This window comes from Micromonospora krabiensis, from assembly GCF_900091425.1.
GTDB classification, from domain to species: Bacteria; Actinomycetota; Actinomycetes; order Mycobacteriales; family Micromonosporaceae; genus Micromonospora; species Micromonospora krabiensis.
Window position 1 is genome coordinate 839,960 of sequence record NZ_LT598496.1, and the last position, 25,178, is coordinate 865,137.

Sequence of the window (25,178 nt, forward strand, 5' to 3'; positions counted from 1 at the left end):
GATGCTGCCACCGGTCGCGTCGGCGGCGTCGCCGGTTCACCAGGTCGCCGGCGCCGCCCGTAGCTCCTGCTCGACCGCTCCCGCGACAGTCCCCGGATCGACGCCCAGGCGGCGCAGTACGGTGGCGGCGCCGCCGGCCCCGTCCTCGAGGAGGGCTGCCAGCAGGTGGCTGGTGCCGGTGTCGGCATGCCGGTGGGCCAACGAGACATCCATAGCCCGCGTCATGGCGACGGCGACCTCCGCTCCGACGTACGGATCGCCCGGGCGCAGGTCCCGCAGTTGCCCGGCGAGCACGTCCGCCGGAGGCTCGTCCGCCCCGTCGAGGGACGCGACCACCAAGCGCAGCGGTTCGGCCTCGACGCCGCGGGCGCGGAGGAGGTGCGCGGCCCGGTTGCGGCCGTAATGGTCGGCGGGCACCCGGATCCCGGCCGCGTCGAGGGCCGCGTCGTGGGTGAGCATCGCGAGCAGGACGTGCGCCGGCCCGATCACCTGGTGGTCGAACCGGACCGCCTGGCGTCTCGCCTCCCTCTCGACGGAGGTGAAGAGGGGACCGAGCCGACTGAGCCGGGACATCCGGGCGTACACCCGTCCTGCGACGCGGTCGGCCAGGGGCCCGGAGCCGCGCTGCAGGATCAGCGTCTCGGGGTCGAGGTCCGGATGGGGCTCGTCGGACCGACGCAGGTCCGGTTCGCCGCGCAACCGGTCGACGGCGTCCTGGCGGGCGTACTCGTGGGGGTAGCGGTGACGGGTTCCGTCGCAGGCCGGCTGGTGCAGCATGCCGAGCACGAGGTGGCTCAGGTTGGCGAACGGGACGCCGGCGTCGTGGGCGACCCGCAGGGCGCCGGTGACGGTGGTGTGCACGCCGGGGGTCCACGTCGGTCGGTCGCGCGTGCCCGCCGTCGGGCCTTTCCGGCTGGCCCGCCGGTGGACCTGCCATTCGACCTCGCGCAGCACCGCCCGGGCCTCCGGATCGAAGACGCCGGCCGGGCCGGGCACCAGCTCGCCGACCGACCGGGCGGCCGGGATGCGGCGGGGACTCACCCCCATCCGCGTCAGGTCGGCGCCGCTCGCTCCCGCGATCAGCCACGGCGGGACCGCCCCTCGGCGCAGTGCCACCTGGCACAGCACGTCGAGGGTGCCGACGCTGGCGGCCTCGCGCCGCAGCGCCGCCGCGTACGCGTCGCGCAGCACGCGCATGGGCCGCGCGCCGAGGGCGACGAACGGTGGCTGCCCCGATCGCATCGGTCCTCCAGGCTCCGGTGATGGCGTCATGGTGCCCGGCCGTGGCAACGGCGGTGCGCCGGTCCCGACAGGTCGGGCCCGGCGCACCGGCGTGGGTGTCCGTCAGGCGAGCGCCTCCGACGCGGCGTCGGCGAACGAGCTCAGCGGTGCGCGGCGACCGGGGACCGCGTCGCGACCACGGCGGTCGGGCGGCCCTCCGGCGAGCGGTTTCGGCGCTCCAGGGCTGCCGACAGCACCGCGAGCACGAGGGCGCCGGCGGCGAGGAGCGCGCCCACCCAGTTGGGGGCGGTGTAGCCGAGGCCGGCGCTGATGACGAGCCCGCCGAGCCAGGCGGAGAGCGCGTTGCCGAGGTTGAAGGCGCCGATGTTCACGGCCGAGGCCAGCGTCGGTGCCCCCTGCGCCTGGTCGAGGACGCGCTTCTGCAGGGGTGGGACGGTGGCGAAGCCGAGGGCGCCGATCAGCGTGACGGTCACCGCGGCGGCGACCTTGTCGTGGGCGGTGAGGGTGAACAGGCCGAGGACGACGGCGAGGGCGCCGAGGGAGACGTACAGCATCGGCATCAGCGCGCGGTCGGCGAACCGGCCGCCGACCAGGTTGCCGCCGACCATGCCGAGCCCGAAGAGGACCAGCAGCCAGGTGACGGACCCGTCGGAGAAGCCGGCGACGTGCGTCATCATGGGCGCGATGTAGGTGATGGCGGCGAAGACCCCGCCGAAGCCGAGCACGGTCATCGCCATGGCGAGCAGGACCTGGGTGTTCCGTAGGGCCGCGACCTCGTGGCGCAGGCGTACGCCCTGGGGCTTGGGCACGTCGGGCACGAGGCGGGCGACACCGAGCAGGCCGACCACGCCGATCGCGGCGACGATGCCGAAGGTGACGCGCCAGCCGGCGGACTGACCGACCAGGGTGCCGAGCGGGACGCCGACGACGTTGGCGACGGTGAGGCCGGTGAACATCATGGCGATGGCGCCGGCTCTCCGCTGCGGGGCGACGAGGTCCGCCGCGACCACCGAGCCGATGCCGAAGAAGGCACCGTGGGCGAGCGAGGCGACCACACGGCCGATCAGCATGACGGCGAACGACGGCGCGAAGGCGGACAGCAGGTTGCCCGCGATGAACAGACCCATCAGCAGCATGAGCATCCGCTTGCGGGGGATCTTGGTGCCGAGGATGGTCATCAGTGGCGCGCCGACCAGGACGCCGAGGGCGTAACCGGTCACCAGCAGCCCGCCGGTGGGGATGGAGACGCCGAAGTCGTGGGCGACCTGGGGTAGCAGCCCCATGATCACGAACTCGGTCGTCCCGATCCCGAACGCCCCGATCGCGAGGGCGAGAAGCGCGAGAGGCATGGAGGCGATCCCTTCCGGATGATTGCAGAGCCGCTTTGCTTGCGGACGACTATAGTTGCAGACGCGGGCTAACTGCAAACGCCCTCTATCGCGGTTTGCTCTATGCTGGAGACGGCTCCGGGAGGAGGAAGGCACATGACCGCGACGGATCCCGCGCTGACCGCCCTGGCCCAGGGCTGGTGCTCGCTCTCCCTGCTGCACGACCGCATCGAGGCGCACATCGAGCGCGCGCTCCAGGCCGCGCACGACCTCAGCGTCCGCGAATACTCCCTGCTCGACGTGCTCAGTCGCCAGCACGACGGTGACGGCGGGCACCTCCAGATGAAGCAGGTCGCCGACGCGGTCGTGCTCAGCCAGAGCGCCACCACCCGGCTGGTCACCCGCCTGGAGAACCGGGGTCTCCTGGAGCGCTACCTCTGCCCGACCGACCGCCGGGGCATCTACACCAACGTCACGCCGGCCGGTCTCGCGCTGCTGGCGCAGGCCCGCCCCACCAACGACACCGCGCTGCGGGAGGCGCTCGACGAGGCGGCGGCCAACCCGGAGCTCGCGCCGCTGGTCCAGGCCGTGAAGGCGCTCCCCGTCTCGCCGTCCGCCTGACGCCCAGCCACCCGCCGACCGGGTGACCGACGACCCCGTGCGCGCGTGGTGGATGCTGGGTCGGTGCAGATCACGATCCTCGGCCCGCTCGCCGTCGACGGTCGGCCGGTCCGGGGCGACCGGCTGGCGACGGTGGTCCGCGCGCTCGTCGAGGCGCGCGGTCGGCTGGTCTCCACCCCGCTGCTCACCGACGCCGTCTGGAACGGCACGCCCCCCGACGACGCCAGCGGAGCACTCCAGGCGCTCGTGTCCCGCGTACGCCGGCTCGGGCTGCCGGTCGCCGCGGAACCGGGCGGGTACCGCCTGCCCGCAGACGCGGTGACGGTCGACGCGGTCGAGGCGCGGGCGCTCGCCGAACGGGCGCGGTCCGCGCTGCGCACCGGCGACGCCCGGAGCGCCCGTGCCGCGGCGGACCGGGCACGCGCCCTCTTCCCCGAGGTGCCCGAGCTCGTCAGTGCCGAGGAGACGCGCCTGTTCACCGACCTCACCGCGCTGCGGGCCGAGGCGGCACTCGCGGGCGCGGGCCCGTACGACGAGACCGACCTGCGCCGCCTCGTCGCGCGGACGCCACCGGACGAGCCGTCCGCGGCCCTGCTCGTGCGGGTGCTCGCCGCCCAGGGCCGGGACGCCGAGGCGCTGGAGGTGGTCGAGCGGCTGCGTGCCGAGCTGGCCGACCGGTACGGCGCCGACCCGTCCGCCGTGATCACACAGGTCCACCTGGCGTTGCTGCGGGGCGAACTCACCGCGCCGACCGCGACGGCGCCACCCCCGCAGCCGTCGCGGATCGCCCTGCCGGCCGCCTGGCGTCGACCGATGACCGCCCTCGTCGGTCGGGAGCGGGACGTCGAGTCGGTGCGCGAGGCGTTTACCGAGGCGGCCCTGGTGACGATCGTGGCGACCGGCGGCGCCGGCAAGACCCGCCTCGCCGCCGAGGTCGCGCGGCGTACGGCGGCGGCCGGTCGGAGCGTCCGGGTGATCGAACTCGCCGGGCTGCGCTCGCCCGACGAGGTGCTGCCGACGATGCTCGCCGCGCTCGGCGGGGCGGACACCTCGGCCACCGGCGGCAACCTGGGACTCGAACGCCGGGTGCTCAGCCCCGAGGAGCGGCTACGCGCCGTGGCGCCGGACCTCGACGGGCTGATCGTGCTGGACAACTGCGAACACGTCCTCGACGCGGTCGCCACCGTCGTCGCGGACCTGGTCGCGGTCTCCTCGCCCGAGGTCATGGTGCTCGCGACGAGCCGGGCACCCCTGGGCCTGGCCGGCGAGTGGGTCCACCGGCTCACCGTGCTGCCGGACGCCGAGGCGCTCGAACTGCTGCGGAGCCGGGCCCGGGCCGGGGGTGCCGTGCCCACCTGGGACGGCGCGCGTGCGCTCGACCTGTGCCACCGACTCGACAACCTGCCGTTGGCGCTCGAACTGGCCGCCGCCCGACTGCGCCACATGCCGCTCGACGACGTCATCAGCGGGCTCGCCGACCGGTTCACGCTGCTCGACGACGCGCTGCGCGGCCTGCCCGAACGGCACGCCAGCCTGTGGGCGCTGGTCGACTGGAGTCGGGACCTCCTCGCACCCGACGACCGTGAACTGCTCCAGCGGCTCGCCGTCATCCCCGCCTCGTTCACCGCCGACCTCGCGGCCGCGGTCGCGTGGCGGCCGGACGTACGACGTGGTCTCGCGACGCTCGTCGAGCACTCCCTGTTGACCATCGTGGAGGGCGAGAGCCCACCCCGCTACCGGATGCTGGAGACCGTCCGCGAGTACGGCGAGGCCCGCCTCGACGCCGCCGGCGACCGGGACCCGGCGATGGCCGGCCTGCTCGGGTGGGCCCGGAAGTCGGCCGTCGCGCTCGCCGACCGGTTCGTCGGCCCCGGGCAGGTCGAGGCTCTCGACCGCTGCGCCACCGAACAGGACAACCTGGTCGCCGGCCTGCGCTGGGCGCTGGCGCGTGACGACGAACCGGCCGCGGTCGACGTCGCCGCCGCGCTGTTCCACCTCTGGTCGGTGCGCGGCCTGCACCTGGAGGTGATCGGGTGGGCGCGGGGCGTGCTGCACCTCGACGAGCCGGGTCGGCGACCGACCTCGGCGACCCTGCGTGGCCGCGCCGCCGGTCGGCCGCTGCCCGACGCCGACCGGCTCGCCTGGATGTGCCTGCTGATCGGCGTCAACGCCGGCATCAGCGCGGATCTCCGACTCACCGCGCTCGCGTGGCGGGCGCTGCGGACGGTGCTCGCCGAGCGGTCCGCGGAGGTGTCGCCCCGGCAGGTCGCGCTCGCGTCGGCAATGCCCGCGTTCACGGCGTCCGATCCGGACAGAAGCATGAAGGCCGCCGCCGAGATGATCGCGCATCCCGACCCGTACGTGCGGGCGTTCGGCCTGTTCGCCCGGGCCGCCGTACGGGAGAACAGCGGCGCGGCGGAGGAGTCGATCCTCGACGCCGAGCAGGCCTACCACGAGTTCGAGGCCGCCGGTGACCACTGGGGCATGGCGATGGCCGCGGGAGCCGCCGGGCAGTTCTTCGCGCCGGGCGAGGGCGGGCGCTCGACGGAGTGGCTGGCCCGCAGCGTCCGGAACATGGAGCTGATCGGCGCGACGCAGGACGCCCGCTCGATCCGGGTACGGCTGGACATGCAGCTCGCCCTCGCCGGCGACCGGGAAGCGGAGCGGCGGTTGGGTGAGACCGCGACGGCGGGCCAGGCCGACGAGGTGGAGATCGCGCAGGCGCGCCTCGGGCTGGCGCACCTCGCCTGCCGGCGCGAGCGCTACGACGAGGTGATCGCCCACGCGGAGGCGGTGACCCGGATCCTGGCCGGTTGGGCCGGGCCGCACCCGCAGCCGCGCGTCATCTTCCGGGTCACGCTGGCGGTCCTCCACCTGCGGATGACCGAGGCGGGGGAGGCGTCCGCGGGTGAGGTCGACGGCCGCGTCGGCGCGTTGCTGAGGCTCGCCCGCGACGAGGCACTGGCCTCGCGGGACCTCCCGGTCATCGGCGCGCTGGCGGTCGGCGGTGCCGAACTCGCGGCGTAACGGGGTGACGTCGAGGCCGCCCGGCAGCTTTACGTGCTCGGGATCCGGGTCGGTGCCCACGACCGGACGCTGTTCCCCGTCGACAACGGCGAACGGCTCAACGCCGCCCTCGGCGACGAGGAGCGGCGTGAGTCGATGCTGGCCGTGTGGCGGGAGCGGCCGTTCGCCGCGGCCACCGCCCGGATCCGCGAGCTGATGGACGACCTGCTCGCCTAAGTCACACCCGCTTGCGGTAGGCGCGCAGCGCCAGCGGCATGAACACCACCACGAAGCCGGCGCACCAGGCGAGCGTCCACCAGACGTGCGTGCCGAGCGGGGTGCCGAGGAACAGCCCGCGCATCGCCGCCACCAGGTGGGTCATCGGGTTGACGTCCACGAAGGCCTGCATCCAGCCCGGCAGGGTGTCGGCGCTGACGAACACGTTGGACGCGAAGCTCAGCGGCATGATCAGTGCGAACATCACCCCCTGCACGGCGCCCGGAGTGCGTACCTTCATCGACACGAGCACCGGCAGCCAGCTCAGGCAGAGGGCGAACAGCACGGCCAGCAGACAGCCGGCGAGTGCCCGCAGCGGGTCCGAGTCGATCCGGAATCCGAGCAGGTAGCCGATCGCCAGCGTGGTGACCGTGACCACGACGTACCGGACGACGTCACCGAGGACCGCGCCGACCAGGGGCGCGGAGCGGGGCACCGGCAGCGACCGGAACCGGTCGAAAATGCCCTTGGCGATGTCCGTGTTGAGGTTGACGCCGATCGCGATGGCGCCCGTCGCGATGGTCTGGCCCAGGATGCCGGGCAGCAGGAACTGCAGGTAGTCGTGGGTGGACCCGGCGACCGCGCCACCGAAGATGTAGACGAAGATGACGAGGAACAGCGCCGGCTGCAGCGTGACGTCGATGAGCGCCTCGGGCGTCCGCGCGGTCTTGATGAGGCTGCGCTTGGCCAGTGCCAGCGAGTGCCGGACCAGCCGGAACGGTCGGGGCCGCGCCGTCACCGTCGACCGGGCGGGGCTCGTGCTGGGTCGTGCCTCGGTCAGCGTGCTCATGCCGCCCTACCTTTCATTGCGAGCCCGACGGTGGTATTCGTACGGGCTGACGCGGGCGAGGCAGGTATGGCTTTCATGCTGGCTGCCGACCATGGCGAGGGTGGCATCGCCGCCTGTCTCGTCTGCTCTTGCTGACTGCTGATTGGGCTTTGCGATTGATCGCTGTGTAGGGCGTTGACGGCGGCAAGAGCGTGCGCGTGTCCACGACGGGAGAAGGGAGTCAGATGGCGGTCGCGGTTGGTGTGGACGTGGCCAAGGAGTTCCACTGGGCTGCGCTCGTGCACAGCGAGACGGGGCGGGTCCTGGCCAGCCGGAAAGTCGACAACGATCCGTCGGCGATCCAGGTGCTCATCGACGACATCCGAGCCGTGCAGGCCGAGTATGGGCCGGCCACGGTCGCCATCGACGTGCTCGGTGGCATCGCCGGCCTGCTGCAGGTCATGCTGGTCGACGCTGGCCTGCGCCTGGTGCATGTCTCCGGTCTTGCGGTCAACCGGGCTCGCCGTGCCACCCGCGGGGGTGAGCACAAGTCGGATCCGCGCGATGCCAAGGTCATCGCCGATCAGATCCGGCTGCGCGCAGACGAACTGCGTCCCGTCGAACCGGCCACCGAAGCCGGCAGCGAGCTGCGGCTGCTGGTGGGCCGCCGCCGGGAACTGGTGGTCGACCAGACCCGCCGCATCGGCCGGCTGCGGGATCTGCTCGCCTCGATCCATCCCGGTCTGGAGCGCGTCGTCGACCCCACCCACAAAGTCGACACGGCCCTGCTGGCCCGCTACGTCACGCCGACCGAGATCCGCCGAGCCGGCCGACGCCGCATCAGCGAGTACCTGCGCACCACCGGCCGGCACCACAGCACCGTGATCGACGCCCTGGTCGACAAGGCACTGACCGCCGCCGGCGCCCAACACGTCACCGTGCCCGGCGAAGCCGTCGCCGCGGACATCGTCCGCGACCTCGCCCGCGAGGTACTCGCCTGCCGGGACAAACTCGCCGACCTGGACAAGCGCATCCACGACGCTCTCGACCGCCACCCTGACGCGGCCCTCATCCAGTCCCTGCCCGGGATGGGGGCCACCCTCACCGCCGAATTCCTCGCCGTGGCAGGCGGCATCACCCGATTCCCCACCGGCGACCAACTCGCCAGCGCCGCCGGCCTCGCACCAGTCCTGCAGCAATCCGGCAAGGTCCACTACCTGCGCCGCGCTACCAGCGGCGACAAAACCCTCAAACGGGTCTTCTACCAATCGGCGTTCTGCGCCCTGCAACGCGACCCGGCCAGCCGCGCCTTCTACGACCGCAAACGCGCCGAAGGCAAACGACACCACCAAGCCCTCATCGCCCTGGCCCGCCGACGCATCAACGTCCTGCACGCCATCCTGCGCACCCGACAGCCCTACCGACTCACTCACGCTCTCACGGCTTGACTCAGTCATTAGGCTGCCACCTCCTTGCGGTTGCTGGTCTCGTCGTCGGACGCCGTACGCCCGGTGAGGGTGAAGAACACCTCGTCGAGGCTCGGCAGGTGCAGGGACAGTTCGGTGACCGCGATGCCGGCGGCGGCGAACCGCGCCACGCTCTCGGTCAGCGCTGCGTCGTCGGCGACGGGCACGGCGAGCACGCCCTTGCGGATCTCGTCGGCCCGGGCGCCGGAGCCGACCTCGGTCAGGATCGCCGCGATGCGGGGCAGCTGTGCGAGGTCGGCGGGGCGGACCTCGAGGGTCTGCCCGCCGACGACCCGCTTGAGCCCGTCGGGCGTGTCGTGCGCGATGACCCGGCCGTGGTCGATCACCGTGATCGCGTCGGCGAGCGCGTCGGCCTCCTCCAGGTACTGGGTGGTGAGCAGCACCGTCGACCCGTTCCCGACCAGCGACCGGACGACGTTCCACATGTCCTCGCGCTTGGCCGGGTCGAGCCCGGTCGTCGGCTCGTCCAGGAAGATCACGTCGGGTGCGCCGACGAGGCTGGCGGCCAGGTCCAGCCGTCGCCGCATGCCGCCGGAGTAGGTCTTCGCCGGCCGGTCGGCGGCGGCCGTCAGGTCGAACCAGTCGAGCAGCTCGGCGGCGCGCCGCCGAGAACCGGCGCGCCCCAGCTCCAACAGCACGCCGAACAGCTCCAGGTTCTGCCGGCCGGTCAGGTCCTCGTCGACGGAGGCGTACTGGCCGGTGAGCCCGATGGCCTGCCGGACGCGCTCGGCGTCACGGACGACGTCGAAGCCGCCGACCCGGGCGCTGCCACCGTCCGGTCGCAGGAGCGTGGAGAGGATCCGGACGGCGGTCGTCTTGCCGGCCCCGTTGGGCCCCAACACGCCGAGCACCGTCCCCCGGGGCACCGCGAGGTCGACCCCCCGCAGCGCCTTCGTCTTCCCGAAGGTCTTGACGAGGCCCTCGGCCTCGATCACCAGGTCTGCTGTCATGCCGCCCAGCCTGCGCCGGTCGGCTGACACGGCCCCGACACGGCGCCGACATCCGTGCCGACACACCTCCGACAGCCCACCGGTCGGGGTGGCGTGCCCCACATTGGGGCCGGGATGGACCCCGACCCGCGCCGGATCCGGGCCGGTCAGGGCGACGGCGGCGGTGCGGGGGCCGGCTCGGCCGCGGCGGCGTAGCGGTGGGCCAGGCGGGCGAAGGCGTCCCTGAGTTCGGCCGGACCGACAACCTCGATGTCGGCGTCGAACCGGCCGACGGCGGCGGCCAGCCCGGCCCAGGACCACGAGCCCAGGACGACCCGGCAGCGGTTCGGACCGAGCTCCTCGACGACGCCGCCGTAGCCGGCCACCGTGGCGGCGGGCAGGTCGAGGATCACCTCCCCGCGGCAGGGCCAGTCCCCGGAGTCGTCGGTGCCCCGGAACCGGTTGGCCACGAACGCGGCGACCGTGCCGCCGGGCAGCTCGCGGGGGAGGAAACGAGGCCCGGTCGGGGTACGCGGGGAGATCCGGTCGGCGCGGAAGGTCCGCCAGTCCTCCCGGTCGAGGTCCCAGGCGACGAGGTACCAGCGTCCGCCCCAGGTGACGAGGTGATGTGGCTGTACGCGGCGGACCGGGACGGCTCCGTCGTCCGGGACGGGCGAGGGCGCCGGGTAGTCGAAGCGCAGCTCCTCCTGGGCGTGGACGGCGGCGCTGAGCGCCAGGAGCACGCGGCTGTCGACCCGGGGGGCCGTGGCGGACCGCTCGACGGCGGTGACCTGGAAGGTGTCGATCCGGTGCCGCAGCCGCGCCGGCATCACCTGCCGGACGGTGTGCAGGGCCCGTGCGGCGGCCTCCTCGATGCCGGCGCCCGTGGTGGCGGCGACCTGGAGCGCCACCGCGAGAGCGACGGCCTGCTCGTCATCGAAGAGCAGGGGCGGCAGTCGGGTCCCGGCGTCGAGCCGGTAGCCGCCGTCGGGCCCCTTGACGGCCACGATGGGATAGCCCAGCTCGCGCAGCCGGTCGACGTCCCGGCGCACGGTGCGCGGGCTGACCGCCAACCGCTGCGCCAACAGGGCGCCCGGCCAGTCCCGTCGGGCCTGGAGCAACGAGAGCAACGACAGCAGTCGCGCGGACGTCTTCGGCACGATTCCATCCTGCCTCGAGTAGCGGACACTTCCTGACCGCTATGCCTGCGACGGTGTCCTCGTGCCAGTCACCGTCACCGACCCGAAGGACACGAACGCCATGACCACGACCACCACGTCCCCCGTCATCCCCGACGTCGAGCGGCGGGACCTGCTCGCCGCGCTCGCGACGGCGCGGGCCGGCCTCACCAGGACCGTTCAGGGACTCTCCGACGAGCAGATCGGTGAGCGTCCGACGGTCAGCGCGCTGTGCCCGGGCGGAGTGATCAAGCACGTCGCGGCCATGGAGGAGTCGTGGCTGCGCTTCGTGCTCGACGGGCCGTCGGCCATGAACTTCGACCTGCCCGACGGCGTCACCTGGGACGACCTCATGGCCGGCACGGCCCGGGAGGTCCCACAGTGGTTGGTCGAGCACCAGAACGACTTCGCGGTGCTGCCCGGCGAGACTCTGGCCGGGATCCTCGCCCGCTACGAGCGGGTCGCCGCCCGCACCGAGGAGATCGTCGCCGCCCTTCCCGACCTGTCGGCGACGCACCCGATGCCCGAGGCGCCCTGGAGCGAGCCGGGTGGGGAGTGGAGCGTACGCGCCGTGCTGATGCACGTCCTCGCCGAGACCGCCCAGCACGCCGGGCACGCCGACATCCTGCGCGAGTCGCTCGACGGACAGCGGTCGTCCTGACCGATGCGTGTCCTCGACACCCGGGCGCTCAACCGCGCGACGCTCGCCCGTCAGCTGCTGCTCGACCGGGCCGACCTGTCGGCCCGCGACGCCGTCGCCCACCTGTGCGGCCTGCAGGCGCAGGAACCGCAGGAGCCGTTCGTCGGGCTGTGGTCCCGGCTGCGCGCGTTCGACCCGGCCGCGCTCTCCGACCTGCTGACCGGCCGGGAGGTGGTGCGGATCCACCTCATGCGTCGCACGGTCCACCTCGTGACCGCCGCCGACGCCCTGGCCTGGCGCTCCCGCCACGACGGCATGCTGCGCCAACGCGTGCTGGGGACGTACCGGGCGGAGCTCACCGGTGTGGACCTCGACGAGCTGGCGGCGGCGGGCCGGGCGGTGCTGGCCGACGGTGAGCCGCGCTCGATGCCGGAGCTGGCCCGGGCCGTCGCGCACCGGTGGCCGGAGGTCGGGCCACGGCCGCTGGGGGAGATGCTGCTCGCCGCGCTGATCCCGGTGGTGCAACTGCCACCACGGGGGCTGTGGCGCACGTCGGCGGGCGTACGCAACGCGCTGCTCGAGACCTGGCTGGGGCGCGCGGTCGACCCGCCGGCGCCGGACGGCTCCGACCCGGTGGGCGCGGCCCTCGTCCGGCGCTATCTGGCCGCGTTCGGGCCCGCCGCGGCCGCCGACCTGCGGGCCTGGAGCGGCCTTGCCGGGCTCCCGGCGGCGGTGGCCGCGGTCCGGGGCGAGTTGGTCGCCTTCCGTGACCAAAGGGGCCGGGAACTGCTCGACCTGCCCGACGCGCCCCGCCCCGACCCGGACACGCCCGCGCCGGTGCGGTTCCTGCCGGCGTTCGACAACGCGCTGCTCGGCTACCACGACCGCACCCGCATCGTCGACGACGCCCACCGCGGCCTGTCGGTAGCCGGTGAGCGGGTGGTGCTCGTCGACGGTCGGGTCGCGGCGACCTGGAAGGTGGCCGACGGCGGCGTGCTCGTCACCCCGCTGCGTCGCCTCGCCCCGACCGACCACGACGCGGTGGCCGACGAGGGGCGAGCGCTGGCGGCGTTCCTCACCGACGGCGACAGCGACCGGGTGCGGATCGCCCCGCCCGCCGACTGAACGACGGTCCGGCGGGCCACCGCCCGGTCCACCCGGGATCGGGGTCCGGGGCGGCGCCGCACGGGCGCCGCCCCGGACCGGCCGCTCACGCGATCCGGTAGGCCCGCTGGATCGTCTGCGTCACCGCGGCGCCGGCCGTGTCGGTGGCCGTCAACCGCAGCGACACGAAGCCGGGCCGCCGCGGGTGGGTGACGTGGGCGACCCCGCGTACCACCGGAACCGCCACCCACGTCCGGCCGTCGTCGAACGACGCCGCGACGTGCAGGGTGCGGTTGGGTGCCGCGGCCGAGCCCGCCTGGCGGTCCAGCGACACCGGGACGGGCAGCGTCCGGCCCACCCGCGCCGTGTTGGTGTCGTCGAGCACGGGTGTCGCCCGGGCCGTCGTCAGGGGCAGCGGTTCCGGCTTCGACGTGTGCGCCGAGGTGAAGGTCCAGGCCACCGAGACGGACGTGGACAGGGTGTCCGGCGCGCCACGGGTCACGGTCGCCTCCAGCCGGTAGGTGGCGCGGCCGGCGGGCACCGCGAAGTCCGCGTACGGGCCGTCGGCGGTCGCGACCTCCCGGCCGTCGCGGGACAGCCGCAGCTTGACCGGCAGGTCGTCACGGTTGCCCGGGCGTCCCGCCGCGTCGGCGAACAGGGGAGGCGCGGCGACGGAGATGGTGTCGCCGTCCCGGCCGGCGTAACCCAGCGGCGACCACGTCGGGGCCGCGAGCACCGTCGGCCCGAAGGGCGTCGCGTTCCACGTCCGCGAGTACGTCTTCCCGGCCTGGAAGGTGGATTCCTGCGTGGTCAGGTTGTCGCCCTCCACGAAGGTGGACGTCCACTCGATGCCGCCGTCGGTGTTGTAGTACTCGGTGCCCTTGAACGGCAGGTCGATCGGCGTCTGCGAGCCGATCGGGCCGGGTCCGCCGGGGGCGGCGGCACGGTGGGACCGCACCGCGCTCGCGGCGGTGGACTGCTTCCGGTAGGTCGCCGTGACGGTGGCCAGGTTCTTCGCCGAGAGCTTGCGGGTCAGGCCGGTGAACATGTCGCCCTGGCGGACGTACGCCAGGTCGTACGTGTAGGGGCTGTTCCGGAAGGTGCCGTCCCGACCGGGGCGGGCGAGCCCGACGCCCAGCGTGGCGCTGAACTCCGGGGCCGGGACGGCCGGCCCGACCCGGCCGAAGAGGACGTCCGCGAAGGACGGCCCGTCGAGCTGGACACCTGGGTAGCGCAGGCCGTCGTTCCAGTTGGCGCTCACGTTGATCCCCAGCGGGGCGGCGTCGCGCTGCGGCACGGTCAGCGAGACCGGCCGCGCCGTGCGGGCGTCGAGCGCCTCGGTGACCGGCCCGCGAACGTCGAGGACCGGCTGCACGAGCAGGGTCGAGGCGGTGCCGTCGTGGATGGTGCCGTAGAGCGCGTACCGGCCCCTGGGCAGCCGCAGGGTTCCGCCGCCCGGCTGCCCGTCCAGGGTGGTGAACTCCCCGGTCGCCAGGTTCGCCGCGACGCTGCGGTAGTCGGTGGCCGGTCGACCGTCGCGTCCGGTGTGGTCCAGCCGGACGTCGTAGCTCTCGATCTCCCGGTTGAGCGCGAACGGCGTCCGCACCCGCAGGTCGCCGGCGCCGGTCGCGGTGACCGCACCCTGGTAGACGCCGTCCGGGGCGTCCACCCGGGTGTCCACGGTGACGGTCGCCTCGGCGCGGCCGCCCGCGGGCACGACCAGGGTGGTCGGGCTGACGGTGACCATGCCGGCCGGGACCGGGGCGACCGCGAGCGTCAGGGTCACCGGCGTGGTGCCGGTGTTGCGGTAGCCGACGACGCGGCTGACCGGGGTGTCGTCGGCGTGCGGCCAGCGCTGCACCGGGAAGTCGATCGCCGCGACGTCGGCGGCGACCGGCTGGGCGACCGCCCGGCCGATGTCCAGCCGACCCGCGCCCTGCTCGTAGAGGCTGTCGTCGCCGGCCGGCCTGGCCGAGTCCATGAGCGCCGCCTTGAGCTGCGCGCCGGACCAGTCCGGGTGCTGCCCGGCGAGGATCGCGGCCGAGCCCGCCACGTGCGGGGTGGCCATCGACGTACCCGACATCGGCACGTAACCCCCGCCGGGGGCGGCGGCCACGATGTCGACGCCCGGCGCGCTGATCTCGGGCTTGATGTGGTTGTCGCCGACGCGCGGGCCGCGGGCGGAGAAGTACGCCCGCTGGTCGTCGGCGTCGACGGCGGCGACGGCGAGGGCGTCGTCCGCGGAGGCCGGCGACATGACCGACTTGGGCTTGCCCTCATTGCCCGCGGCGACCACGAAGAGCGTGCCGTACCGCTCGCTGAGGTCCTGGACCGCCGTCTCCAGCGGGTCGAGGTCCGGGGTGTCGGTGCCGCCGAGGCTCACGTTGACCACCCGGGCCTGCGGCGCGGCCCACTGCATGCCGGCGATGATGTCCGAGTCCTGGCAGTCGTTCGTGGCGCACACCTTCCCGACGACCAGCGTCGCGCCCGGTGCGACGCCCCGGTACCGGCCACCGGAGGCGGCGCCGCTGCCGACGATGGTCGACGCCACGTGGGTGCCGTGGCCGACCGCGTCGGAGGGGTCCCCGCCGCCGGTGAAGTCCCGCACCGCGGCGAGACGGCCGGCGAAGTCGGGGTGGGTGGCGTCGATGCCGGTGTCCAGCACGCCCACGGTGACGCCGGTGCCGTCGAAGCCGGCCTGCCAGGCCGCCGGGGCGCCGATCTGCGGCACGCTGCGGTCCAGGGTCACGCGACGCTTGCCGTCCAGCCAGACGCGGGTGATCCCGGCGGCGAGGGTGCGCGACGAGGACGCGCCCCGGGTCAGGGACGACCAGAGCGCGACCCGGTCCGCCACGCCCGCCCGCACGGCGAGGGCGTCGGCGGCGGGCAGGTCGGCCCGGACCCGCGCGGCGCCGTCGGTGACGGCGGCCCGCGCCGACGCCGGGCTGTTCTCCGGGTACGCGACCAGCAGCGGCAGTTCCGCTGTCCGGTCGTCGTAGCCGAACTCACCGAGCACGGTCAGGTCGAACAGCCGGCGGTCGAGCCGGCCGGCGCGCAGCAACGGCAGCGCGTCGACCGGGACGACGTACCGGTGGCCGTCCTCCCGGCTGCTGACGAACCGCTGGCCGGCCCGCCCCGGCCCCCGCTCGATCCGCAGGTGGCCGTCCGCGTCCAGGGACACCCGGTCACCGGTGATCAACGTGTAGGTCCCGGGCGCGGCGGTTGCCGTGGCTGCCGTGGACCGCGCTGCCCCGCGCGCGGAGGGCGCGGTCTCCCGCGCCTCGGCGGGGGAGACCGTCAGGCCCGCCGCCGCCAGCGCGGTCACGAGTACTCCGGCCGTCAGCGCCTGTCGTTGCCGTCGTCGCACATCGTCCTCTCCGCCACGGGCGTTTCCCGGGACGGCACGATGACGTCCGACCCCGTCCACCGGTTGATCATCGACGGTGTGATGACGGTCACAAAGTGGCACCGCGCGGGTGGCCCCCCGGTGCCCGCCCGGGTTGCATTCGGCGGTGACCAGCGCACGAGGCGGGGAGGGGGCACGGGGCGGATGCGCGACGCCGAGGAGTTCGACGCGCTCTACGCGGCCTGCTCGCGCCGGATCGTGGGCCACCTCTACCTGGTGACCGGCAACCTCAGCGAGGCGGAGGACGCGGTCGCCGAGGCCTTCGCGCGGGCCTGGCAGCGGTGGAACACCGTACGCGAGGCGGACAGCCCGGAGGCCTGGGTCCGGCGGGTGGCCACCCGGATCGCGGTGAGCAGTTGGCGCAAGACGCTCAACCGGATGCGCGCGCACCAGCGGGCCGCCGTCGACCAGGGCGTGCCCCCGCTCAACGAGGACCATGTCGCCCTGCTCCAGGCCCTGCAACGGCTGGACGTGAACGAGCGCGTCGCCGTGGTGCTGCACCACCTGAACGACCTCAGCGTCGCGGACGTGGCGGCGGAGATGCAGCGGCCGGTCGGGACCGTCAAGTCGTACCTGTCGCGTGGTCGGCGGGCGATGGCCGGCATGCTGACCGAGGAGCGTCGGGAGGAGGCGTCCCATGGTTGATCCGCGCGACGACCTCGCGGCGATCGCCGACCGGGCCCAGCGGGCCACGACGCTGCCCCCGGCCCAGGCGGTACGCCGCCGCGCAGACCGCCGCCGTCGCCGGACGGTCGGTGCCGGTGTCGGACTGGCCGTCCTGGCGGTGGCCGCCGGCGCCGCCCTGCTGCCGGCGCTCGACCGTGCCGGGCAGCCGGACCGGGGCGTCGCTCCGGCCGCCGAAACCCCGGCCGCCGGAATCCCGGCCTCCGCCAGCCCCTCCGCCTCCGCCACCGCCGCCGTCGGGCCGGCGCAGATCCTCAGTGGCCGGCGGCAGGTCCGTATCGTCGTGCCGGGCGTGGGCGGTGCGGCGCTGGCCGTCGGCCTGGACGACGACCGGGTGCGCGCCACGACGGAGTCGGACGTCGAGAGCCGGTCGCGGTGGGTCCTCCGCCCCGAGGGGGACCGGTTCCGGATCGTGGTCGCCGACCCGTCCGGCGACCCGGTCTGCATGACCGTCGTGCACGACGCGGCGCCCGGCAGCGTGCGGGCCCGGGCGTGCGACCCGGCTGCGCAGACGCAGCTGTTCCGCGTCGACCGGCAGGCCGACGGGAGCTACTCGCTCTTCCAGGGCAAGCGCTACGTCCAGGTGGTCGACGGCACCAACGCCCTGGTTCCCGACCTGCCCGAGGCCCTCACCACGACGTACGACTTCGAGGACCAGGGCCCCACCCCACTCCGATAGCCCCACCCCGCCCTCGACCCGGGTCGTCACACGACCCGCAGGCTTTGGCGAGTGGTGGCCGTCAATAGTGACAGTGGTCGAAGTATTGACGCGTTCGTAGCACCTCAGTAACCTTTGGTCAACGTCATGCAAGATCTCGACAAAGGTGTGCTTGATTCCTTGCACGACGCTGAAAAGCAGCGACCACCCTCATCCTGCTTGCCGGCCACCGGAGTCGCTGTCTCGCGCCGGTGGCCCCGCACCGCCGCCGGCCGTCCCCGCACCGTCTCCACCCGCACCGTCTCCACCGCACCGCCGGCCCGGACTCCCGGGCCTCGGCCGCGCGGCGCACTCCTCGTACCGCCGCACACCCACCCGCCGCACCCCCGCCCGCGGCCACCCGCGGCACCGTCCCCCCACGACAAGGACAGCGATGAGACGAACGAATCTGCTCAGGATGGCGGCGGCGACGATCGCCGCCATCATGGTCGCCACGGCGGCTCCGGCCGGCGTGGCGAACGCGTCCGGACGCCCGAGCCCGGCCGGCACCACGGCCGCCGAGGGCCCGGCCATGGCCCCCGCCGCCACCAACCTCGCCCTGGGCCGCCCGACGCAGGAGAGCGGCCACGCCGACGTGTACGACTCGTCGAAGGTCGTCGACGGCAACGCCGGCAGCTACTGGGAGAGCGTCAACAACGCCTTCCCCGGTTGGGTGCAGGTCGACCTCGGCTCGTCGCAGGTCGTCAACCAGGTCGTGCTGAAACTGCCGACCGCCGGCTGGCCCACCCGTACGCAGACCCTGAGCGTGCGCGGCAGCACCAACGGGTCGTCCTTCACCGACCTGGTCGGCTCGCAGACCTACACGTTCAACCCCGCCACCGGCAGCACCGTCACCATCGGCGTCACCCCGACCGCCACCCGCTACGTGCGGATTCACGTCACCGCGAACAGCGGCTGGCCGGCCGGGCAGCTCTCCGAGGTCGAGGTCTACGGCACCAGCGCCACGCCGGACACCACCGCGCCGAGTGTGCCGGGCACGCTGTCGCACAGCACCTCGGGCAGCACGATCACCCTCGCCTGGGGCGCCTCCACCGACACCGGCGGCAGTGGCCTGGCCGGCTACAACGTCTACCGCGACGGCAACCTGATCGCGACCCTGGGCGCCGTCCTCACCTACCAGGACACGCAGCCCGTGACGGCGACCGTCTCCTACCACGTCCGCGCCCGCGACGGCGCCGGCAACCTGTCCGGCGCCGGCAATACCGTCACCCGCACCGGCTCCACACCGCCGGCCTGCACCAACGTGGCGCTCGGCAAGCCCGTGACGGCGAGCGGCTCGACCTTCACGTTCACCCCGGAGAAGGCGAACGACGGACAGGTCACGACGTACTGGGAGGGCGCGCCGAGCTACCCGCAGACGCTGACCGTAGCGCTGGGCGCCAACCACAGCGTCACGGGCGTCACGGTGAAGCTGAACCCCGACCCCGCGTGGGGCACCCGCACCCAGACCATCCAGGTCCTCGGCCGCGACCAGGCGTCGTCCACGTACACCAACCTGGTGTCGGCGGCCACCTACCAGTTCGTCCAGGGCACCAACGTGGCGACCATCCCGGTCGGCGCGACCACCGCCGACGTGCAGCTGCGGTTCACCGGCAACACCGGCGCCCCGTCCGGGCAGGTGGCCGAGTTCGAGGTGTGCGGCACCCCGGCGCCCAACCCCGACCTCGTCGTCGACTCGGTGACCTGGTCGCCCGCGTCACCGAACGAGAGCACACCGGTCACGCTCTCGGCCGTGGTGCGCAACATCGGCTCGGCGGCGGCGCCGGCGACCACCGTGAACTTCAGCCTGGCCGGCACGGTCGTCGGCAGCGCCGCCGTGGGCGCGCTGGGCGCGGGCGGCTCGACCACCGTCTCGTTCAACGCCGGGGCCCGACCGATGGGCAGTTACAGCGTCGCGGCGACCGTCGACCCGACCAACGCGGTCGTCGAGCAGAACAACGGCAACAACAGCCTCACCGCGCCCGCACCCCTGGTGGTCGCGCAGGCGCCCGGCCCCGACCTGCAGGTCCTCGCCATCGCCTCCAACCCGCCGAACCCGGCCGTCGGCGCGTCGGTCACGTTCACCGTGTCGGTGCGCAACCGGGGCACCACCGGGACCGGCGCGTCCGTCACCCGGCTGACGGTGGGCGGCACCACGCTCGACACCGGCACCGCGTCGATCGCCGCCGGGGCCACCGTCACCGTGGCCGTCACGGGCAGCTGGACCGCCACCAGCGGTGGGGCCACCATCACCGCCACCGCGGACGCGACCAACACGGTCGCCGAGACCAACGAGGGCAACAACAGCCTCAGCCAGTCCATCGTGGTGGGCCGCGGCGCCGCCGTCCCGTACGTCTCGTACGAGGCGGAGGCCGCCAACTACCAGGGTGTGCTGCTGGAGACGGACCCGCTGCGCACCTTCGGCCACACCAACTTCGCCACCGAGTCCTCGGGCCGCCGGTCGGTACGGTTGAACAGCACCGGCCAGTTCGTCGAGTTCACCTCCACCAACCAGGCCAACTCCATCGTGGTGCGCAACTCCATCCCGGACGCGCCCGGCGGTGGCGGTATCGAGGCGACGATCAGCCTCTACGTCAACGGCACCTTCTCCCGGAAGCTGACCCTGTCGTCGCGGCACAGCTGGCTCTACGGCAACACCGACGGGCCCGAGTCGCTGACCAACACCCCGCAGGCCGACGCCCGCCGGCTGTTCGACGAGTCCCACGCCCTGCTGACCCAGTCCTACCCGCCCGGCACCCGCTTCCGGTTGCAGCGCGACGCGGGTGACACCGCCGCGTTCTACGTCATCGACATGATCGACCTGGAGCAGGTCGCGCCGGCGGCAAGCCAGCCGCCGGAGTGCACCTCGATCACCGCGTACGGCGCCGTCCCGAACGACGGGCTCGACGACACCGCGGCCATCCAGCGGGCGGTGACCGACGACCAGAACGGCGTCATCAACTGCGTGTGGATCCCGGCCGGGCAGTGGCGGCAGGAGCAGAAGATCCTGACCGACGACCCGCTCAACCGGGGCGCGCACAACCAGGTCGGCATCAGCAACGTGACGATCCGGGGCGCCGGCATGTGGCACTCGCAGCTTTACACGCTGACCGAGCCGCAGAACGTGGTCGGCGGGATCAACCACCCGCACGAGGGCAACTTCGGCTTCGACATCGACCGGAACACCCAGATCTCCGACATCGCGATCTTCGGCTCCGGCCGGATCCGGGGTGGCGACGGCAACGCCGAGGGCGGCGTCGGCCTCAACGGCCGGTTCGGCACGGGCACCCGGATCAGCAACCTCTGGATCGAGCACGCCAACGTCGGCGTCTGGGTCGGTCGAGACTACGACAACATCCCCGAGCTGTGGGGCCCGGCCGACGGGCTGCAGTTCAGCGGCATGCGAATCCGCAACACCTACGCCGACGGCATCAACTTCACCAACGGCACGCGCAACTCGCGGGTGTTCAATTCGTCCTTCCGCAACACCGGCGACGACGCGCTCGCGGTGTGGGCCAGCCAGTACGTCAAGGACCGCAACGTGGACGTCGCCCACGACAACCAGTTCCTCAACAACACCATCCAGCTGCCCTGGCGCGCGAACGGCATCGCCGTCTACGGCGGCTACGGCAACTCGATCGAGAACAACCTGATCTACGACACCATGAACTACCCGGGGATCATGCTGGCCACCGACCACGACCCGCTGCCGTTCACCGGGCAGACCCTGATCGCCAACAACGGGCTCTACCGCACCGGCGGGGCGTTCTGGAACGAGGACCAGGAGTTCGGCGCGATCACGCTCTTCGCGGCGACCCGGGACATCGTCGGCGTCACCATCCGCGACACCGAGATCGTCGACTCCACGTACGACGGCATCCAGTTCAAGAACGGTGGCGGCAACGTGCCGAACGTCGCGGTCACCAACGTCCGGATCGACAGGTCCAACAACGGCGCCGGCATCCTGGCGATGAGCGGGGCCCGGGGCAGCGCGACCCTGACCAACGTGACCATCACCAACTCGGCCGACGGCAACATCGTCCGGGAGCCCGGAACGCAGTTCGTCATCAACGGCGGCTGACCCGGCCCCCGGCGACCGCCCGGGCGGGGAGCCCTCCACACGCGAGGGTTTCCCGCCCGGGCGGCGCGCGTCGCTCAGTCGAGCACCGACTCGCCGCCCGGATAGGCGAACGACGAACGTGGCGAGTAGAAACCCCACACGACCTGCAACGGCTCGGCGGGGCGCAGCGCGTAGACGGGGTGGTCGGGTTCGAGGAACTCCAGCGACTCGACCTCGAAGGGATCGACCGGCTCGGCCACGAAGGGGTAGTTGCCGCCGACGAACCGGCCATCCACCCGGGTGAGGTAGCGCAGCTGTCCCCGGTTCACCGCGTCGCCGGTGCGCCCGACACGGGCGGTCGACCGGATCACGGGCACCCCGTCCGCCTCGGTGGTGGCGACCAGCCGGCGGCCCCGTACCTCGATGGTGGTCGTCCCGACGGTGGCCGGCACCCCGCGGGCGGTGGCGTAGGCGCGGACGACCGGGCTGGAGTTGAAGTAGTGGCTCCACCAGCGGCCGGGGGTGACGCCGTCCGGGGCGTCGGCCCCGAACAGGTCCGGCCCGATGTACGTCAGCGAGTAGGCGCCGAAGCCCGAGGTCTGGCCCTCGTCATCGACGACGTACTGGTTCATGAAGACCTGGCGGTTCGGTGCCGGCGTGAGCCCGTCGGGCACCAGGGCGGCCACCGCCTCGGGGTCGGCCGGAAGCCAGCCGAAGTAGATCATCCTGCTGTTCACGACGAGCTGCGGAGCGACGAGTTCGGTCACGAGGGGGTCCTCCCGCGGATCGACGACGTGTGATCGCGAGGCTACGGACCGTCCCACCGGCGCGACAACGACGGATTGCCGACAGGCCCACCGGCCCGCCCGGACGCACCGCGGGGCCACGGGCCGACCGGCCCGTGGCCCCGCGTGGGCCGAACCCCTACAGGCGGGCGTCGCCGGCCGCGACGGCCTCCTGCACCGCCGACGTACGCCGGGTCTGCGCCCGCTGCTCGCCGGCCTCTTCCCGGTCGGCCGGGGCCGCGGTCCGCGCCGCCCGGGCGGCGCCCGCGCCCGCCTGCTCGCCGGTCACGCCACCACGGATCCGGTTGTTCGCCGCCACCTGGGCGGCCGGGTTGTTGGACGTCACGGTCAGCTGGCCGTCGATGATGTTGTCGTCGACGGTCACCCCACCCGTGGTGTTGGTGACGCTGACGTCCCGGCCCCAGTAGCCGCCGGACGCGCAGCTGTCGAGCGTGCCGTTCGGGCCCAGCTGGACACCGCCCAGGTTGCCGGAGAAGGTCGCCAGACCCCGGACGGCGCTGCCGCAGACCACGCTGCCGGTGGAGCTGTTCAACACCGACAGCGAGCCGTCGACGAACGAGTCGTGCACGTCCGTGTAGTAGGTGCCGGTGCTGCTGACGTTGCGCTCCACCTGGGTGCCGCGGTCCAGCCGCACCTCACCCGCCTGGACGTTGACGTTCCCGGTGACCGTCGACTCCTCCACGAACAGGAAGCTGTCGATGGTCGTCGACCCCTTCGGCCGTACGGTGATCGCACCGGTCCGGGCGTCCTTCAGGAAAGCCCCGTACCCGCCGGCGGCCAGCACCACCTGACCGCCGATGGTGGTGTCGGTGGCGTCGAGGTACCCGTTCGAGGCGACGCGCACCTCGCCGCTGACGGTGCCGCCGGTGACGACCAGGTTGCCGCCGGCGGCGACGCTGACGTTGCCGGTGATCGTGGTGCCGGTGAGCGCGCAGGACTCGCCGGCCGGCACGTACAGGTCGTTGGGCACGGTCACCGCGCCGCCGGTGCCGACGCAGTAGGTGACGAGGTCGGCGTGTGCGCTGGGCGCCACGGCCAGCACCGACGCGGCGACGACGGCGCTCACGGTGGCCAGCTTGGCGACGGTACGTCTGGGCATCCCTGTACTCCCTGTCGGTGAGGTTCGAAGGTTCATGCGCCGATGTCCGATCGGGCCGCGGCCCGGACGATGGCGCCCTGCTGCCGCCGGGTCAGCGTGCCGTCGGCCACCAGCATGGCGGTGACGGCTTCCACGTGCCGGACGAAATCGTCGTGCCGGGGATAGCCGGCGTTCTCGTCGATCAGATCGTTGATGGTGCAGCCGTTGCCGGTGTCGAGGTTGGCCACCCCGGTGTCGTCACCGTCGATGACCACCGTGGCCCGGGTGTCCGACGCCGGGCAGGCGTCGGTCCCGTCGACGACCACCGTGAAGGTGGTCGCCGCCTCGGCGGAGGTGTTCCCGGCGACGTCGGTGGCCCGGTACCGCACGGTGTGGGTGCCGGCCACCGGGACGCGGAACGCGCTGGTGTACGCGGTCCAGGCACCCGTGTCGAGCGCGTACTCGATCGAGGCGACCCCCGAGCCGTCGTCGGTGGCCGTGACGGTCACGGTGGCCCCACCGATGTACGCGCCGTTGCCGTCCCGCTCACCGGTGACCGTGGCCGCGACGGTGGGCGCGGTGGTGTCATCGGCGGCTGGGGGAACGACGGTGAACTGGGTCGCCTGCTCCGCCGAGGTGTTGCCGGCGGTGTCGGTGGCCCGGTAGCGCAGGGTGTGCGCACCGACCGCGCTGACCACAACGGGCGTGGTGTAGGCGGTGTAGGCGCCGCCGTCGAGGGAGTACTCGACGGCGGCGACGCCGGACTGGCTGTCGGTGGCGGTCAGGGTGGCGGTGGCCGTGCCGAGGTAGTTGCCGTCCTCGTCCCGGTCGCCGGCGACCGTCGCCGTCACGGTGGGCGGGGTGGTGTCCTCGTCGGGTCGGGTCACGACGGTGAAGTGGGCCATCTGCTCCGCCGAGGTGTTGCCGGCGGTGTCGGTGGCCCGGTAGTGCAGCATGTGCATCCCGACCGTGTCCACCACGATGGGCGTGGTGTAGGCGGTGTACGCGCCGCCGTCGAGGGAGTACTCGACGGCGGCGACGCCGGACTGGCTGTCGGTGGCGGTCAGCGTGGCGGTGGCCGTGCCGAGGTAGTTGCCGTCCCCGTCCCGGTCGCCGGCGATGTCGGCCGTCACCGTGGGCGGGGTGGTGTCCTCCTCGCCCGGTGCGACGACGCGGAACGACACCGAGCCCACCGCGCTGGTGTTACCGGCGGTGTCGGTCGCGCGGAACTGCACCGAGTGGTCGCCGACCGCCGTGACCGGCACCGGGGCGGTGTACGGCTGGAAGCTCGTGTCGTCGACCTGGTACTCGACGGTGTCCACTCCGGAGCCCTCGTCGGTGGCCGTCACGGTCACCGTGGCGACGCCGACGTAGTTGCCGTCCTGGTCGCGGTCACCCTCGACGGTGGCGGTGACGGTCGGCGGTGTCGTGTCGCCGCCTCCGCCGCCGTCGGTGACCACCAGCTCGCCGACCATCTGGCTGTGGCCGGGGATCGAGCAGAAGTAGCGGTACCGGCCCGGCGTCAGGGTCACCGTCGCCTGGTGGCGGCCGTCGTTCGCGTCGAACGGGCTGGCCAGGATGTTCAGGCTGACGTCGTGGTTGTAGCCCTCCGTGCTGGTGTCGAAGGTCAGCGTGTGCGGCATCCCGGTCGTGTTGCCGGTAGCCGCGCTGTTCTCCCAGATGATCGTCGTCTCACCGGCCACCGCCTGGGTGGGCGCGGACTTGTAGCGGGTGATGTCGTCGTCGGCGGTCCAGGTCAGTACCTGCGCCGCGGCACGCGGCGCGGCGGACGCCGGCGCCGAGGCCGACGAGAGCGGCACGAGCAGGAGCACCGCCAGCGCTGCGGTCAGTCTTCGGATCATGGTCG

Annotated in this window: 17 protein-coding genes and 1 pseudogene; 9 read left to right on the forward strand and 9 right to left on the reverse strand. The window is 73.3% G+C overall.

Annotated features, from left to right (window positions below):
* Window positions 1-36 precede the first annotated feature (36 nt).
* Window positions 37-1,242 carry a Clp protease N-terminal domain-containing protein gene (locus GA0070620_RS03675; RefSeq protein WP_091588566.1) on the reverse strand — a complete coding sequence of 402 codons (1,206 nt, stop codon included), beginning with the start codon at window positions 1,240-1,242 and terminating at the stop codon, window positions 37-39.
* A 140-nt stretch (window positions 1,243-1,382) separates the two neighbouring features.
* Entirely contained in the window at window positions 1,383-2,591 is a 1,209-nt protein-coding gene (locus GA0070620_RS03680) for an MFS transporter (protein WP_091588567.1), read from the reverse strand.
* Window positions 2,592-2,726: 135 nt separating this feature from the next.
* On the opposite strand from GA0070620_RS03680, the gene GA0070620_RS03685 reads away from it, so the two are divergent.
* The 3 genes from GA0070620_RS03685 to GA0070620_RS33425 all read left to right on the forward strand — a co-directional run bounded on the left by GA0070620_RS03685 (window position 2,727) and on the right by GA0070620_RS33425 (window position 6,434).
* Window positions 2,727-3,191, forward strand: a complete 465-nt coding sequence (locus GA0070620_RS03685; protein ID WP_091588568.1) for a MarR family winged helix-turn-helix transcriptional regulator — start codon at window positions 2,727-2,729, stop codon at window positions 3,189-3,191.
* Window positions 3,192-3,254: 63 nt separating this feature from the next.
* Window positions 3,255-6,218: a BTAD domain-containing putative transcriptional regulator gene (locus tag GA0070620_RS03690; protein WP_231922203.1), complete on the forward strand. Its 2,964-nt coding sequence runs from the start codon at window positions 3,255-3,257 to the stop codon at window positions 6,216-6,218.
* A 33-nt stretch (window positions 6,219-6,251) separates the two neighbouring features.
* Complete coding sequence (locus GA0070620_RS33425) at window positions 6,252-6,434, forward strand: hypothetical protein (protein ID WP_231922204.1); 183 nt, start codon at window positions 6,252-6,254, stop codon at window positions 6,432-6,434.
* A gap of 1 nt (window position 6,435) precedes the next feature.
* Here the strand turns inward: GA0070620_RS33425 and GA0070620_RS03695 are convergent, their stop codons facing one another.
* Window positions 6,436-7,263, reverse strand: a complete 828-nt coding sequence (locus GA0070620_RS03695) for an ABC transporter permease (protein WP_091588569.1) — start codon at window positions 7,261-7,263, stop codon at window positions 6,436-6,438.
* Between the two features lie 224 nt (window positions 7,264-7,487).
* Here GA0070620_RS03695 and GA0070620_RS03700 point away from each other — a divergent pair, with 224 nt between their 5' ends.
* Window positions 7,488-8,690 carry an IS110 family RNA-guided transposase gene (locus tag GA0070620_RS03700; RefSeq protein WP_091587764.1) on the forward strand — a complete coding sequence of 401 codons (1,203 nt, stop codon included), beginning with the start codon at window positions 7,488-7,490 and terminating at the stop codon, window positions 8,688-8,690.
* A gap of 8 nt (window positions 8,691-8,698) precedes the next feature.
* On the opposite strand, the gene GA0070620_RS03705 is transcribed toward GA0070620_RS03700, so the two are convergent.
* Window positions 8,699-9,679, reverse strand: coding sequence for an ATP-binding cassette domain-containing protein (locus GA0070620_RS03705; protein WP_091597928.1), 981 nt, complete (start codon window positions 9,677-9,679; stop codon window positions 8,699-8,701).
* Between the two features lie 146 nt (window positions 9,680-9,825).
* On the reverse strand, window positions 9,826-10,818 hold the full coding sequence (locus GA0070620_RS03710; RefSeq protein WP_091588570.1) for a helix-turn-helix transcriptional regulator: 993 nt from the start codon (window positions 10,816-10,818) through the stop codon (window positions 9,826-9,828).
* Between the two features lie 61 nt (window positions 10,819-10,879).
* On the opposite strand from GA0070620_RS03710, the gene GA0070620_RS03715 reads away from it, so the two are divergent.
* Together GA0070620_RS03715 and GA0070620_RS03720 are read left to right on the forward strand one after the other, a co-directional pair.
* The gene (locus GA0070620_RS03715) at window positions 10,880-11,497 is read left to right on the forward strand and encodes a DinB family protein (protein ID WP_231922205.1); all 618 of its coding nucleotides are present in this window, start codon (window positions 10,880-10,882) and stop codon (window positions 11,495-11,497) included.
* A 3-nt stretch (window positions 11,498-11,500) separates the two neighbouring features.
* Complete coding sequence (locus GA0070620_RS03720) at window positions 11,501-12,601, forward strand: winged helix DNA-binding domain-containing protein (RefSeq protein WP_091588571.1); 1,101 nt, start codon at window positions 11,501-11,503, stop codon at window positions 12,599-12,601.
* An 85-nt stretch (window positions 12,602-12,686) separates the two neighbouring features.
* Here GA0070620_RS03720 and GA0070620_RS03725 read toward each other — a convergent pair whose 3' ends face one another.
* A complete protein-coding gene (locus GA0070620_RS03725) occupies window positions 12,687-15,905 on the reverse strand; it encodes a S8 family peptidase (RefSeq protein ID WP_157741527.1) in 3,219 nt (1,072 codons plus the stop codon).
* Between the two features lie 225 nt (window positions 15,906-16,130).
* On the opposite strand from GA0070620_RS03725, the gene GA0070620_RS03730 reads away from it, so the two are divergent.
* The 3 genes from GA0070620_RS03730 to GA0070620_RS03740 all read left to right on the forward strand — a co-directional run bounded on the left by GA0070620_RS03730 (window position 16,131) and on the right by GA0070620_RS03740 (window position 21,448).
* Complete coding sequence (locus tag GA0070620_RS03730; RefSeq protein ID WP_091597933.1) at window positions 16,131-16,631, forward strand: SigE family RNA polymerase sigma factor; 501 nt, start codon at window positions 16,131-16,133, stop codon at window positions 16,629-16,631.
* A complete protein-coding gene (locus GA0070620_RS03735) occupies window positions 16,624-17,349 on the forward strand; it encodes a hypothetical protein (RefSeq protein WP_091588573.1) in 726 nt (241 codons plus the stop codon). The genes GA0070620_RS03730 and GA0070620_RS03735 overlap by 8 nt, the downstream gene beginning before the upstream one ends.
* A 412-nt stretch (window positions 17,350-17,761) precedes the next feature.
* A complete protein-coding gene (locus GA0070620_RS03740) occupies window positions 17,762-21,448 on the forward strand; it encodes a CARDB domain-containing protein (RefSeq protein WP_091588574.1) in 3,687 nt (1,228 codons plus the stop codon).
* A 74-nt stretch (window positions 21,449-21,522) separates the two neighbouring features.
* Here the strand turns inward: GA0070620_RS03740 and GA0070620_RS03745 are convergent, their stop codons facing one another.
* The 3 genes and pseudogenes from GA0070620_RS03745 to GA0070620_RS33955 all read right to left on the reverse strand — a co-directional run.
* Window positions 21,523-22,194, reverse strand: a complete 672-nt coding sequence (locus GA0070620_RS03745) for an acetoacetate decarboxylase family protein (RefSeq protein WP_231922206.1) — start codon at window positions 22,192-22,194, stop codon at window positions 21,523-21,525.
* A gap of 157 nt (window positions 22,195-22,351) precedes the next feature.
* Complete coding sequence (locus GA0070620_RS03750) at window positions 22,352-23,332, reverse strand: hypothetical protein (protein WP_091588575.1); 981 nt, start codon at window positions 23,330-23,332, stop codon at window positions 22,352-22,354.
* 233 nt (window positions 23,333-23,565) lie between these two features.
* A pseudogene (locus tag GA0070620_RS33955) lies at window positions 23,566-25,173 on the reverse strand (OmpL47-type beta-barrel domain-containing protein); the annotation flags it as partial.
* Window positions 25,174-25,178 lie beyond the last annotated feature (5 nt).